Origin of the sequence: Bordetella genomosp. 13 (assembly GCF_007679965.1) — a bacterium.
Classification (GTDB): domain Bacteria; phylum Pseudomonadota; class Gammaproteobacteria; order Burkholderiales; family Burkholderiaceae_B; genus Bordetella.
In genome coordinates this window covers 147,951-161,622 of record NZ_VEHL01000006.1, presented here as the reverse complement: position 1 = coordinate 161,622, position 13,672 = coordinate 147,951, and the positions used below count along the sequence as shown (strand labels likewise).

The 13,672-nt window shown below is 66.2% G+C and carries 12 protein-coding genes; 7 read left to right on the top strand and 5 right to left on the bottom strand.

Annotated elements, in window-relative coordinates:
* The first annotated feature begins 193 nt into the window (after positions 1 to 193).
* The 4 genes from FS845_RS15945 to FS845_RS15930 are packed head-to-tail and all read left to right on the top strand — an operon-like array spanning position 194 to position 3,880.
* The gene (locus FS845_RS15945; protein ID WP_144637043.1) at positions 194 to 1,093 is read left to right on the top strand and encodes a TauD/TfdA dioxygenase family protein; all 900 of its coding nucleotides are present in this window, start codon (positions 194 to 196) and stop codon (positions 1,091 to 1,093) included.
* A gap of 40 nt (positions 1,094 to 1,133) precedes the next feature.
* Positions 1,134 to 2,177, top strand: a complete 1,044-nt coding sequence (locus FS845_RS15940) for an ABC transporter substrate-binding protein (RefSeq protein ID WP_144637041.1) — start codon at positions 1,134 to 1,136, stop codon at positions 2,175 to 2,177.
* 2 nt (positions 2,178 to 2,179) lie between these two features.
* Positions 2,180 to 2,998 carry an ABC transporter ATP-binding protein gene (locus FS845_RS15935; protein WP_144637039.1) on the top strand — a complete coding sequence of 273 codons (819 nt, stop codon included), beginning with the start codon at positions 2,180 to 2,182 and terminating at the stop codon, positions 2,996 to 2,998.
* Between the two features lie 9 nt (positions 2,999 to 3,007).
* A complete protein-coding gene (locus FS845_RS15930; RefSeq protein ID WP_144637037.1) occupies positions 3,008 to 3,880 on the top strand; it encodes an ABC transporter permease in 873 nt (290 codons plus the stop codon).
* Between the two features lie 39 nt (positions 3,881 to 3,919).
* On the opposite strand, the gene FS845_RS15925 is transcribed toward FS845_RS15930, so the two are convergent.
* From FS845_RS15925 to rpmH, 5 genes are all read right to left on the bottom strand, one after another.
* The gene (locus tag FS845_RS15925) at positions 3,920 to 4,909 is read right to left on the bottom strand and encodes a tripartite tricarboxylate transporter substrate binding protein (protein ID WP_144637035.1); all 990 of its coding nucleotides are present in this window, start codon (positions 4,907 to 4,909) and stop codon (positions 3,920 to 3,922) included.
* Positions 4,910 to 5,117: 208 nt separating this feature from the next.
* Complete coding sequence (yidC, locus tag FS845_RS15920; protein ID WP_144637033.1) at positions 5,118 to 6,806, bottom strand: membrane protein insertase YidC; 1,689 nt, start codon at positions 6,804 to 6,806, stop codon at positions 5,118 to 5,120.
* A gap of 49 nt (positions 6,807 to 6,855) precedes the next feature.
* Positions 6,856 to 7,128: a membrane protein insertion efficiency factor YidD gene (yidD, locus tag FS845_RS15915; protein ID WP_144637031.1), complete on the bottom strand. Its 273-nt coding sequence runs from the start codon at positions 7,126 to 7,128 to the stop codon at positions 6,856 to 6,858.
* Complete coding sequence (locus FS845_RS15910) at positions 7,125 to 7,496, bottom strand: ribonuclease P protein component (protein ID WP_144637029.1); 372 nt, start codon at positions 7,494 to 7,496, stop codon at positions 7,125 to 7,127. Before FS845_RS15910 ends, yidD begins: the two co-directional genes overlap by 4 nt.
* A 70-nt stretch (positions 7,497 to 7,566) precedes the next feature.
* Entirely contained in the window at positions 7,567 to 7,701 is a 135-nt protein-coding gene (gene rpmH, locus FS845_RS15905; RefSeq protein ID WP_003800771.1) for a 50S ribosomal protein L34, read from the bottom strand.
* A 354-nt stretch (positions 7,702 to 8,055) separates the two neighbouring features.
* Here rpmH and dnaA point away from each other — a divergent pair, with 354 nt between their 5' ends.
* From dnaA to gyrB, 3 genes are all read left to right on the top strand, one after another.
* Entirely contained in the window at positions 8,056 to 9,498 is a 1,443-nt protein-coding gene (gene dnaA, locus FS845_RS15900) for a chromosomal replication initiator protein DnaA (protein WP_144637028.1), read from the top strand.
* Positions 9,499 to 9,500: 2 nt separating this feature from the next.
* Positions 9,501 to 10,610: a DNA polymerase III subunit beta gene (gene dnaN / locus FS845_RS15895; RefSeq protein WP_186332305.1), complete on the top strand. Its 1,110-nt coding sequence runs from the start codon at positions 9,501 to 9,503 to the stop codon at positions 10,608 to 10,610.
* A 166-nt stretch (positions 10,611 to 10,776) separates the two neighbouring features.
* Entirely contained in the window at positions 10,777 to 13,230 is a 2,454-nt protein-coding gene (gene gyrB / locus FS845_RS15890) for a DNA topoisomerase (ATP-hydrolyzing) subunit B (RefSeq protein WP_144637024.1), read from the top strand.
* The last annotated feature ends 442 nt before the right edge of the window (positions 13,231 to 13,672 follow it).

The window sequence follows — 13,672 nt, the reverse complement described above, 5'->3', positions numbered from 1 at the left end:
TGGGATTCGACATAAGCATATGGGTCCATTTCATATGCGAGCCCATATGACTAAAAGCTCTGTCGAAAGGAAGATTTATTCGTTTGCGTAAGGCCCCGAGGTTTTCATAATCAAAAGCTCCTACTCATATAAGCGCCGCTGATATCGCGGCGAACGTGGCCGGCGCATACGCGGGCCCATACGGAGCGATACGATGTCCGCCAATCCCGCCACCCTGGAACGCCCGTTCCCGGCCGCCTCCCAAGATTTCGAGGTGCGCCCCTTTGCCAACGGCATCGGCGCCGAGATCGTGGGCCTGGACCTGGGCCGCGACCTGAACGCAGAGGATTTCGCCCGCGTGCATCGCGCCCACCTCGACCATCACGTGGTGGTGTTCCGCGACCAGCGGATCACCCCGCAGCAGCACATCGACTTCAGCCGCCGCTTCGGCAAGCTGATGATCCACGTGCTGCACCAGTTCCACCTGGCCGGCCACCCCGAGATCCTGATCATCTCCAACATCGTCGAGGACGGCCGTCCCATCGGCCTGGGCGACGCCGGCAAGGAATGGCACTCGGACATCTCGTACAAGGAGCTGCCGGCGCTGGGCTCGCTGCTGCACGCGCAGGAGCTGCCCTCCGAAGGCGGCGACACGCTGTTCGCCGACATGGAACTGGCCTACAAGACCCTGCCGGAACATCTGCGCAAGATCGTCGAGGGGCGCAATGCCATCCACTCGTACCTGGCCCGCTATGACCGCCTGCGCGGCCAGGACAACTGGCGCCCCACGCTCAGCGCCGAGCAGATCGCGCAGGTGAAGGAAGTGTCCCACCCGGTGGTGCGCACGCATCCCGAGACCGGCCGCAAGGCGCTGTTCGTCAGCGAGGGCTTCACCACTCGCATCGAAGGCCTGCCCGAGGACGAAAGCCGCCAGGTCCTGGACGAGCTGAACGCGCACGCCGTGCGTCCGGAGCACATCTACCGCCACCAGTGGCAGCCGCACGACCTGCTGTTCTGGGACAACCGCTCGCTGATCCACCTGGCCGCCGGCTGTCCCCCCGAACTGCGCCGCAAGCTGTTCCGCACCACCATCGAAGGCGACGCGCCTTTCTGAAGGCCGCCGCATCTCTCACACGCTTTCCGGACGTACGCTCATGCGCCCTGTCGAAACCTCCCGCGAACGCGTCACGCGCGTGCTGACCGCCACCGTGCTGGCCGTGCTCATCGCCGTGCTGGCGCTGGCCTCGCCGACCCCGGCGCAAGCCGAGGGCCGCATCCGCATCGCCGAACAGTTCGGCATCGTCTACCTGCTGCTGAACGTCACGCGCGAACAGCAGCTGATCGAGAAACACGGCAAGCAAGCCGGCGTCGACATCAAGGTGGAATGGGCCAGGCTGTCCGGCGGCTCCGCCGTGAACGACGCGCTGCTGTCCGGCGCGGTCGACATCGGCGGCGCGGGCGTCGGCCCGCTGCTGACGCTGTGGGACCGCACACACGGCCGCCAGAACGTGCGCGGCGTGGCCTCGCTGGGCAACTTCCCGTACTACCTGGTCAGCAACAATCCCAAGGTGAAGACCATCGCCGACTTCACCGACCAGGACCGCATCGCCGTGCCCGCGGTCACCGTGTCGGTGCAGTCGCGCGTGCTGCAGATGGCCGCCGCCAGGCAGTGGGGCGCCGAGCAGTTCAACCGCCTGGACCGCCTGACCGTCGCGCTGCCGCATCCCGACGCCACCGCCGCCATCATCTCCGGCGGCACCGAGATCACCGGCCACTTCGCCAATCCGCCCTTCCAGGACCAGGAACTGGCCGAGAATCCCAAGGCGCGCATCGTGCTGAATTCGTACGACGTGCTGGGCGGCCCCAGCTCGTCCACGGTGCTGTTCGCCACCGAGAAGTACCGCAAGGAAAATCCCAAGACCTACGCCGCCTTCCTGGCCGCGCTTGCGGAAGCCGCCGAGTTCGTGCGCGCCAACCCGGAGCAGGCGGCCGACATCTACATCAAGGCTACGCAGGCCAAAATCGACCGCGCCCTGCTGCTGAAGTTCATCACCAACCCGCAGGTGCAGTTCAAGCTGGCGCCCGAGAACACCTATCCGCTGGCCGAGTTCATGCACCAGGTGGGCGCCATCAAGAACAAGCCGGCCAGCGCGCGCGACTACTTCTTCGACGACGCCGTCACGGCGCAGGGCAGCTGAAGATGAGCGTGGCGCCCAGCCCCCTGCCCACCCCGCTGCTGTCCGCCCGCGGCGTCACCATCGAGTACAAGACGCCCGACCGCCTGGTGCGCGCCACGCACCAGGTCAGTTTCGACGTGCTGCCGCAGGACCGCTTCATCCTGCTGGGCCCGTCGGGCTGCGGCAAGTCCACGCTGCTGAAGGCCGCCGCCGGCTTCGTCAAACCCGTCGAGGGCGAGTTCCTGCTGGACGGCAAGCGCATCGGCGGCCCCGGCCCCGATCGCGTGGTGGTGTTCCAGGAGTTCGACCAGCTGCCGCCGTGGAAGACGGTGCGCCAGAACGTAGTGTTCCCGCTGCGCGCCGCACGCCGCCTGTCGCGCGCCGAGGCCGACGAGCGCGCGATGCACTACCTGGAGAAGGTCGGCCTGGCCGCGTTCGCCGATGCCTACCCGCACACGCTGTCGGGCGGCATGAAGCAGCGCGTGGCCATCGCCCGCGCCCTGGCCATGCAGCCGCGCGTGCTGTTGATGGACGAGCCGTTCGCCGCCCTGGACGCGCTGACCCGCCGCCGCATGCAGGAAGAGCTGACGGCGCTGTGGGAAGGCTCGCCCTTCACGCTGCTGTTCGTCACCCATTCCATCGACGAGGCGCTGGTGCTGGGCAACCGCATCCTGCTGCTGTCGCCGCATCCCGGCCGCGTGCGCGCCGAACTGAACGCGCACCAATACGACCTGCGCAGCCCCGGTTCCGCGGGCTTCCAGGCCGCGTCGCGCCGCATCCACGACCTGTTGTTCGACGAGCCCGAGGCCGCGGCACGGCCCGCGCAGCAGGCCGCCGCGTAAGGAGTCTCCATGTCCGTATCCACCGCCTCGGTGCGGCCCGAGTTCGTGCGCGAGCCCGAACCGCTGCCGCAGGGCATTGCCGCTGCCGTTCCGCTGTCCTGGCACGAGCGCCTGTTCCGCCACGCGATCGTGCGCAAGTCGCTGATCCTGGTGCTGCTGGCACTGCTGTGGGAGGCCGGCGCGCGCTATGCCGACAACGACCTGCTGCTGCCCGGCGCCCTGCAGACCGGCCGCGCCTTCATAGACGGCGTGGCGACCGGCGAGCTGACCAGCCGCGCCGCCCTGTCGATGTCGGTGCTGCTGAAGGGCTACCTGGCCGGCATCGTGCTGGCCTTCGTGCTGACCACGCTGGCCGTGTCCACGCGCTTCGGCCGCGACCTGCTGTCCACGCTGACCTCGATGTTCAACCCGCTGCCCGCCATCGCGCTGCTGCCGCTGGCCATGCTGTGGTTCGGCCTGGGCCAGGGCAGCCTGGTGTTCGTGCTGATCCACTCGGTGCTGTGGGCGCTGGCCGTGAACATGTACAGCGGCTTCCTGGGCGTGTCCGAGACGCTGCGCATGGCGGGCCGCAACTACGGCCTGACGGGCCTGCGCTACGTGCTGGCCATCCTGGTGCCGGCGGCGCTGCCCGCCATCATGTCGGGCCTGAAGGTGGGCTGGGCCTTCGCCTGGCGCACGCTGATCGCCGCCGAACTGGTGTTCGGCGCGTCCAGCGGCCAGGGCGGCCTGGGCTGGTACATCTTCCAGAACCGCAACGAGCTCTACACCGACCGCGTGTTCGCCGGCCTGGTGGCAGTGGTGATCATCGGCCTGCTGGTCGAGAACCTGGTGTTCGAGCTGCTGGAGCGCGTGACGGTGCGGCGCTGGGGCATGCAGCGCTGATGCGCGGGGGATGCCGCATGGCGCTGCCGGCGGCCGCGCTCAATTCACCGTGATGTGCGCCTCTTCGATCACGCGGCCGTAGCGTTCGCTGTCCTTGCGCATCAGCTCGCCGAAGGCCGCGGGCGTGCTGCCTGCCGGCAGGAAGCCCGCATCCAGGAAGGTCTTCTGCACGTCTGCCTCGCGCACGATGGCGCTGATTTCCGCGGCCATGCGGTCGATGATGGCCGATGGCGTACCCTTGGGCGCCAGCAGCCCGACCCATGAGCTGGTCACGAAGCCCGGCATGCCCGCCTCTTCCATCGTCGGGATGGCGGGTTCGGTGGGCCAGCGCTCCTTGCCGGTGAAGGCCAATACGCGCAGGCGCCTTTCCTTCACGTACTGCATGGGCACCAGGATGGGATCGAAGGCCATGGACACGCGTCCCGCCAGCAGGTCGGCCAGGATGGGCGCGCTGCCCTTGTAGGCCACGTGCGTCATGCGCAGCTTGCCGCGCAACGCCATCTCGGCGCCCGTCAGGTGGGCGCTGGACCCGGTGCCGCTGGACGCATACGTCAGCTTGTCGGGATTGGCCTGTCCGTACGATACGAGCTCGGCCAGCGACTTGGCTGGCAGATCCTTGTGCACGAACAGGAACAGCGGAAGATCGGCCATCTGCACGACCGGCACCAAATCGGCCTGCGAGTAGTTCAGGTCGTACAGATGCGCGTTGATCACGTAGGCCGGCAGGATGCTGAGGAAGTTGTAGCCGTCCGGCTCCGCCTTGGCTGCCTGCGCCGCGCCCAGGTTGCTGTTGGCGCCCGGCTTGTTCTCGATGATGATGGTCTGCGACAGGCGGCGGGACAGCCTCTCCATCACCACCCGCGTGACGGTATCGGTGGCGCCGCCCGGCGTATACGGCACGATCACGCGGATCGGCTTCTCCGGCCACGCCGCCCGCGCCGGAGCGGCCGCGGCAAGCGTGCCGCCCAACAGGGCGATCGCCATCATCGCCAGCACGCTGCGGCGCCGGCGCGGTTGCTGCTGTGTCATCCGTAGTCTCCTCGTTCGTGGGCCGTGGCCGCTGCGCGCCGCTGCATGCGGGGCGCGGGCCGGTGTCAGTGCTCCTGACTCTTCATCGGTACCGCGAAAAAAGTATCGCACGCATGCCTGCGCGCCGCAGAAACAAAAAGGGCTGGACGCTCGGCGTCCAGCCCTGGGGAAACGTGATCGAGGCGGCTTGCCGCCTCTATGCCCGGCGTCAGCTGTTCGCCGCGCCGGCCGTTTCCTTTTCCATCTTCTTCGTGATCGTCCATTGCTGCGCGATGGACAGCGTGTTGTTCACGCACCAGTACAGCACCAGGCCGGCCGGGAAGAAGAACATCATCCCGCCGAACACCAGCGGCATGACCATCATGACCTTGGCCTGGATGGGGTCCGGCGGCGTCGGGTTCAGCTTGATCTGCAGGAACATGGTGCCCATCATGATGGCGGGCAGGATGAAGAACGGATCGCGGACCGACAGGTCGTGCACCCACAGGATCCACGGCGCGCCGCGCATTTCGACGCTGGCCAGCAGCACCCAGTACAGCGAGATGAACACCGGGATCTGCACCACCATCGGCAGGCAGCCGCCCAGCGGGTTGATCTTCTCGGTGCGATACATCTCCATCATGGCCTGGTTGAGCTTCTGGCGGTCGTCGCCGTACTTCTCCTTCAGGGCCTGCAGGCGGGGCGCCACGCGCTTCATGCGCGCCATCGACTTGTAGCTGGCGGCGGCCAGCGGGAAGAAGATGGCCTTGATGATGACGGTCAACGCCACGATGGTCCAGCCCCAGTTGCCCAGGATGCTGTGCAGCCAGGTCATCAGGGTGAACAGCGGCTTGGCGATGATGGTCAGCCAGCCGTAGTCGACCACCAGTTCCAGGCCGGGGGCCAGCGCGGCCATGGCCTTCTGGTCCTGCGGACCGACCCACAGGTGCGAGTCGACGGTGGCCGTCGAGCCCGGGGCGACCTCGCCCACCGCTTCCACGGTGCGCGCGGCATACAGGTTGGGCTGGACCTGCAGCAGTTCGTTGCTGCGGGCCTTGCCCTGCGGCGGAATCCAGGCGGTGGCGAAGTAGTGCTGCACCACGGCGATCCAGCCGTTGTCGGCCTGCTTGACGTAGCTGCCCTTGTTCTTCTGGATGTCCGACCACGTGACCTTCTGGAAGTGCTCCTGGTCGGAGTACACGGCCATGCCGGTGAACGTGTGATAGAAGCTGGACGTGCCGGCCGGGTCGCTGCCGTCGCGTTCGAGCTGCAGGTACAGCGCGGGACGCACCGGGCCCGAACCCGTGTTGGACAGGTCGTGGCGCACGTCGACGTCGTAGCGGCCGCGATGCAGCGTGTAGGTCTTGGTGACCTTCAGGCCGCCCGATTCAGCTTCGAACACGATGGGCAGGCTGTCGCCGGTCATCGTGCGCTCGGTCGAGACCAGGCGGAAAGGCGTCTGGTGCGTCGGGAAGCTTTCGCCGTTGGCGGCGCCGACCACGCCGGACTGCGCGATGTAGGTCAGGTTGGGCGAACGGTCCAGCAGCACGGTGGGGCGCTGCGTGTCGCCGTCGGTGAACTTCAGCAGTTCGGCGCGGATCAGCTGGGCGCCGGTGGTGTCGAAGGTCAGGCGCAGGGCGTCGGACGTGATCACCACTTCTTCCGCCTTGACCGGCGTGCCCGTGCCGGGCACGGAGCTGCCCGGCGCGCTGGGCGTGGACGAACCGGTGTTGGCCGCGGGCGCATTCGGAATGGAAGCGGTGGGCGCGGGTTCGGCCGGTTTGGCGTTTTGAGTCTGGGCCGCCGGGGTGGACGGACCAAACAGCGACTGCTTGCCGTGCTGAACCTGCCAGTTGTTCCACAGCAGCAGCAGCGAGAAAGCGAAAATCATCCAGAGGACGGTGCGTCGGATATCCATGGTTCCTGAGGAAGTAAGCGGCGGACCAGCAAAGCCCACCAGTGTAGCGTCAATCCATTCCGGTGCGGTGGCGGTGCTCCGGGCAGCAGGCCGGCCCGTTGCCGCCGGAAGGCGGCACCGGATCGTGACCGCCGGGCGACCAGGGATGGCAGCGGCCGATACGGCGGGCCCCCAGCCATAGACCGCGCAACGGGCCGTGGGTTTCGATGGCCTCGATGGCGTAGGCGGAACAGGTCGGCGTGAAGCGGCATTGCCGGCCAATCCACGGGCTGAGGAAAAAGCGGTAGAACCGGATCGGCGCGATCAGCAGGGCCTTGATCATCGCGCGATACGCTCGAAGTGGGCATCGACTTCAGCGCGTGCCGCGCGCTTCAGCTCGGTCAGCGAGACGGGCGCCACGCGGCTTTGCAGCCGGACCACGTAATCGTGGGCCGGCAACGCCAGCCGCTTGTGCCGGAACGCCTCGCGGATGACGCGCTTCAGGGCATTGCGGGTGACGGCATGGGGCGCGAAGCGCTTGGCGATCACCATGCCCAGCCGCGCACAGGCGGGCGCTCCGGCCGTGGAGACGGCCGGAATGGCGCTGATGATGAAAAACGCCCCTCGGGCTGCTCGCCGGCCTTTCAAGGCGGCGGCGTACTCGGAGGGGCGATGCAGTCGCGCCTCCGCGGGTAGCGTGGCGCGTGTCATGAACGGCAGGTCCAGCCAAAACCGCACGGTGCGCCGACAGGGCGCGATGCGGTTTCGAAACCGCCAGGCCTTAGACGGCCAGGCGCTTGCGGCCCTTGGCGCGGCGAGCGTTCAGGACGGCGCGGCCGCCGCGGGTTTTCATGCGCACGCGAAAGCCGTGGGTGCGCTTGCGACGGGTGACGGAAGGTTGGTAGGTGCGTTTCATGGACGTTCCAAGGAAAGAACAGGCCGAATGACCGGGTTACTTGCTGCGGGTTGGTTGTGTTTCTTGCCATGTGGCAGGCGGCGGGCCGCCAGGCCAGGCCCGCGGCTGCGGGCTTCCCTGTTGCGGTTTTGCCGCGGTCAGGGACTTGCGGGGCCGGTTCGCGAAGCGCTTCCAGGCACCGCTTCCGCACTTTCACCCCGTCTTCGACGGGTAGAATTCGGAAAAGCCCATCATTTCAGCAAGTTTCCCTCGCGTTGTCAAACAGTTAGCGCCCGCTCTCCCAGATGTAACGGCGGCAGGCTGTGGATAACCTGCCCCCAGGCACGGTAGAATCGAGGTTTGAACAAGAGCGACATGAAAGAATTCTGGCAGACCTGCGTCAGTCGTCTTGAGCAGGAACTCCCCCCCCAGCAGATCAGCGCCTGGATCCGGCCGCTAGTCCCGCTTGCCTTCGACGAGGCGAACGCGGTGCTGCGCGTCGCCGCGCCCAACCGTTTCAAGCTCGACTGGGTCCGCAAGAACTTCTCCAGCCAGATCGAAGCCCTGGCCACCGAGTGGTTCCAGCGTCCCGTGCAGGTCGCGTTCGAGTTGCCCGGCAGCAGCGCCGCGCCGCGCATTCCGCAGGCCCCGCGTACGCCGAACTCCACACCGCCGCCGGTTGCGTCCACGCAGCAAATGCACCTGGACGAGCCTGCAGCAATCCCCGTACCCGCCGCCGCTGCGGCGCCCGCCCTGGCGGGCGCGGCCACCGACGCGGCCAGCCTGGTGTACGAACGTTCGCGGCTGAACACCGACCTCACGTTCGAGAACTTCGTCACCGGCAAGGCCAACCAGCTGGCCCGCGCGGCGGCGCTGCAGGTGGCCGAGAACCCCGGCATCTCGTACAACCCGCTGTTCCTGTATGGCGGCGTGGGGCTGGGCAAGACCCACCTCATCCACTCCATCGGCAACGCCATGGTGGCCGCCGGCACCGGCGTGCGCGTGCGCTACGTGCATGCCGACCAGTACGTGTCCGACGTGGTGAAGGCCTACCAGCGCAAGGCGTTCGACGACTTCAAGCGCTACTACCACTCGCTCGATCTTCTGCTGATCGACGACATCCAGTTCTTCTCGGGCAAGAACCGCACGCAGGAAGAGTTCTTCTACGCGTTCGAGGCGATGGTGGCGCAGCGCAAGCAGATCATCATCACCAGCGATACGTATCCGAAGGAGCTGTCCGGCATCGACAGCCGCCTGATCTCGCGCTTCGACTCGGGCCTCACGGTGGCCATCGAGCCGCCCGAGCTCGAGATGCGTGTGGCCATCCTGCTGCGCAAGGCCGAATCCGAAGGCGTGCCCATGCCCGAAGAGGTCGCGTTCTTCATCGCCAAGCACCTGCGCAGCAACGTGCGCGAGCTCGAAGGCGCGTTGCGCAAGGTGCTGGCCTATGCGCGCTTCCACGGCCGCGACGTCCTCACGGTAGACGTCTGCAAGGACGCCCTGAAAGACCTGCTGTCCGTGTCCAACGGCCAGATCACGGTCGAGAACATCCAGAAAACGGTCGCCGACTTCTACAAGATCAAAGTCGCCGACATGTATTCGAAACGGCGTCCCGCCAATATTGCCTTGCCGCGCCAGGTAGCAATGTATCTGGCGAAGGAGTTGACCCAGAAAAGCCTGCCGGAAATCGGCGATCTGTTCGGCGGCCGCGACCACACCACGGTGCTGCACGCGGTACGCAAGATCTCCGATGCCCGGGCCAAGCAAGCGGAACTCAACCATACCCTGCACGTGTTGGAACAAACTCTAAAAGGATGAACATGCAACTCGTACAAACCACACGCGATGCATTGCTGAAACCGCTGTCGACCGTGGCGGGTATCGTCGAAAGACGCCACACCCTGCCCATCCTGGCGAACATCCTGATGCGCAAAGAGGGCAACAAGGTGTCGTTCATCGCCACCGACCTTGAAGTGCAGATCACCACGCATGCGGACTTCGGTGTGGGTTCCGAGAACGAGTCCACCACCGTGGCCGCGCGCAAGCTGCTGGACATCCTGAAGGCGCTGCCGGCCGCCGACGACGTGCGCCTGTCGCTGGCCAACAACAAGCTCACCGTGCAGACCGGCAAGAGCCGCTTCGCGCTGCAGACGCTGGCCGCCAGCGAGTTCCCCACCGTGGCCCAGCCCGAGCAGTGGAACGTCTCGCTGACCATGCCGCAGCGCATGCTGCGCCACCTGTTCAACATGGTGCACTTCGCCATGGCCCAGCAGGACATCCGCTACTACCTGAACGGCATGCTGCTGGTGTTCGAACCGGGCCACGTGCGCGCGGTCGCCACCGACGGCCACCGCCTGGCGCACTGCGCCACCGAGGCCGACGGCATCGCCGAGCGCCACGAAGTCATCGTGCCGCGCAAGACCGTGCTGGAAATGCAGCGCCTGCTGGAAGATTCCGACGAGCCCGTGTCGCTGGACGTCGCGCCCGGCCAGATCCGTTTCCGCTTCGGCGACGTCGAGCTGGTCTCCAAGCTGGTCGAGGGCAAGTTCCCCGACTTCACGCGCGTCATCCCGACCAACTACTCGCGCCATTTCACCGTGTCGCGCGAACTGCTGCAGGGCAGCCTGCAGCGCGCGGCCATTCTCACCACCGACAAGTTCAAGGGTGTGCGCCTGCAGCTGGCGCAGAACCAGATGAAGATCTCGTCCTCCAACGCCGAGCAGGAAGAGGCGCAGGAAGAGCTCGACATCGACTACGGGCACGAGGCCCTGGACGTGGGCTTCAACGTCAGCTACCTGCTGGACGTGCTGGGCAACGTCAAGACCGAGAACGTGCAGTGGTCCGTGATGCCGGACGCCAACGCGTCCGCGCTCATCACCCTGCCTGAAGACGACCAGTTCAAGTACGTCGTCATGCCCATGCGCATCTGATCGCGCATGCGCCCAGCGGCCGCCGCCGAACCTCCTGTTCGCGGCGGCCTGCCCGGCCGTGAGGCCGCTTTTGTCGCCGGGCCGCCCCAGGCATCGCGCGCTCCCCCGTTGGAGCTGCCGGCCGAAGGTGCGGCAGGGTGGCTCTTTTCAAGGCTAAGAATTCAATATGTCTGAGCAACAGAACACTCCGGCTGAAAACGGCGGCTACGGCGCCGATTCGATCAAGATGCTCAAGGGCCTGGAGGCGGTGCGCAAGCGCCCCGGCATGTACATCGGCGACACGTCCGATGGCACCGGCCTGCATCACATGGTGTTCGAGGTCGTCGACAACGCCATCGACGAAGCCCTGGCCGGATATTGCGACGACATCGTCGTCACCATCCACACCGACAACTCCATCTCGGTCACCGACAACGGCCGCGGCATCCCCACCGACGTGCACAAGGACGACGAGTTCGGCCGCAGCGCCGCCGAGATCGTGATGACCGAGCTGCACGCCGGCGGCAAGTTCGACCAGAACTCGTACAAGGTGTCCGGCGGCCTGCACGGCGTGGGCGTCTCGTGCGTGAACGCCCTGTCCGAATGGCTGCGCCTGACCATCCGCCGCAACGGCGAAGTGCACCAGATGGAGTTCCGCCGCGGCGAGCGCGTCGAGCCCCTGGCCGTCACCGGCAAGACCGACCTGCGCGGCACCGAAGTGCGCTTCCTGGCCGACTCGGTCATCTTCACCAACGTCGAATACCACTACGAGATCCTCTCCAAGCGCCTGCGCGAGCTCTCGTTCCTGAACAACGGCGTGAAGATCCGCCTGATCGACCAGCGCCAGGGCAAGGAAGAGAACTTCGCGTTCTCGGGCGGCGTGAAGGGCTTCGTCGAGTACATCAACCGCAGCAAGACCGTGCTGCACCCCAACGTGTTCGCCGTCACGGCGGAATCGAGCGCGGGCGGCGTGCTGGTGGGCGTCGAAGTCGCCATGCAGTGGAACGACAGCTACGGCGAAAGCGTGCTGTGCTTCACCAACAACATCCCGCAGCGCGACGGCGGCTCGCACCTGACCGGCCTGCGCGCGGCGATGACGCGCGTGCTGAACAAGTACATCACCGACAACGAGATGGCCAAGAAGGCCAAGGTCGAGACCTCCGGCGACGACATGCGCGAAGGCCTGGCCTGCGTGCTGTCCGTGAAGGTGCCCGAGCCCAAGTTCAGCAGCCAGACCAAGGACAAGCTGGTGTCCAGCGAAGTGCGTCCGGCCGTGGAAGACGCCGTGGCGCGTTCGCTGGAAACCTGGCTGCTGGAGCACCCCAACGACGCCAAGGCGCTGTGCGCCAAGATCGTCGAGGCCGCCCGCGCCCGCGAAGCCGCGCGCAAGGCCCGCGAGATGACGCGCCGCAAGAGCGTGCTGGAAGGCGCCGGCCTGCCGGGCAAGCTGGCCGACTGCCAGGAGAAGGATCCCGCGCTGTGCGAGCTGTACATCGTCGAGGGTGACTCGGCAGGCGGCTCGGCCAAGCAGGGCCGCGACCGCAAGTTCCAGGCCATCCTGCCGCTGCGCGGCAAGGTGCTGAACGTCGAGAAGGCGCGCTTCGACCGCCTGATCGCCAGCGAGCAGATCGCCACGCTGATCACCGCGCTGGGCACCAGCATCGGCCCCGACTTCAACATCGACAAGCTGCGCTACCACCGCCTGATCATCATGACCGACGCGGACGTCGACGGCGCGCACATCCGCACGCTGCTGCTGACGCTGCTGTACCGCCAGATGCCCGAGCTGGTGTCGCGCGGCTACGTCTACATCGCCCAGCCGCCCCTGTACAAGGTCAAGGTCGGCCGCGACGAGCGCTACCTGAAGGACGACGTCGAGGAAGCCCAGTACATGCTGCAGCTGGCGCTGAAAGACGCCACGCTGCTGCCGGGCGACGGCGCCGATCCCATCACGGGCGAGGCGCTGGCCGAGCTGGCTCGCCAGTACGTGCTGGCCGACGCCGTCATCAGCCGCCTGTCGCGCGTGTTCGACGTGGCGGCGTTGTCGGCCCTGGCCGAAGGCGTCGAGATCAACCTCGACAACACCGAGCGTACGCAGGCGTCCGCGCAGGCCCTGGCGCGCGCGCTGGCCGGCAGCGAATTCGGCGCGGGCGTCGACATCGAGGCCCAGTTCGACGAGGCCACCGAGAAGCACCGCCTGATCGTCAAGCGCCAGCACCACGGCAACGTGCGCGTCAGCGTCATCGACGGCGACTTCGTGGGCGGCTCGGACTACGCCGTGCTGTCCAAGTCGGCCAAGACCTTCCTGGGCCTGATCCGCGGCGGCGCCATCGTCGCGCGCGGCGAAGGCGAGAAGCGCAAGGAGCAGCCGGTGTCAGACTTCCGCGAAGCCATGCAGTGGCTGCGCAGCGAAGCGGAGCGTGGGATCAGCAAGCAGCGCTACAAGGGCCTGGGCGAGATGAATCCCGAGCAGCTGTGGGAGACCACGATGGATCCGAAGGTGCGTCGTCTGCTGCGCGTGCAGATCGAGGATGCGATTGCGGCGGATGAGGTGTTTACGACGCTGATGGGGGATGATGTGGAGCCTCGGCGTGCGTTTATTGAGGCGCATGCGTTGTCGGCGGGGAATATCGACGCCTAGCATCACGGACTTTTTATTCCAATTGACTATCGCAGCCGCGTTCTCATAAGGGCCATTACGGCCCTTTTGCATTAGTGGCTAAATTTTAACTTCTTAATACGACGCAGCCACAATTAAGATGAGTGAAAATTATGCAGACGCGGGTTTCCGCCACTGGCGCAATGCGGAGCACCTTCTTGAAGGTGGGCATAAAGATAATGCCGACCATCTATACGGAATGGCTGCGGAGTGTGCGATAAAAACAGCTCTACTCTTCCCTGAAGGTCACGTAGACAGTGGTAAATTGCCCAAAGGGTATTATCTTCACATCAACGAGCTGTGGGGGCGAGTGCCTCTCGGGAGTGTCCCTCGGCATTTAGCCGGACTCGTCGCCCTCCTTCGGAATGAGAACCCATTTAGTGACTGGGATGTTGGGCAGCGCTATTGGGCCAGTGGGTACGCC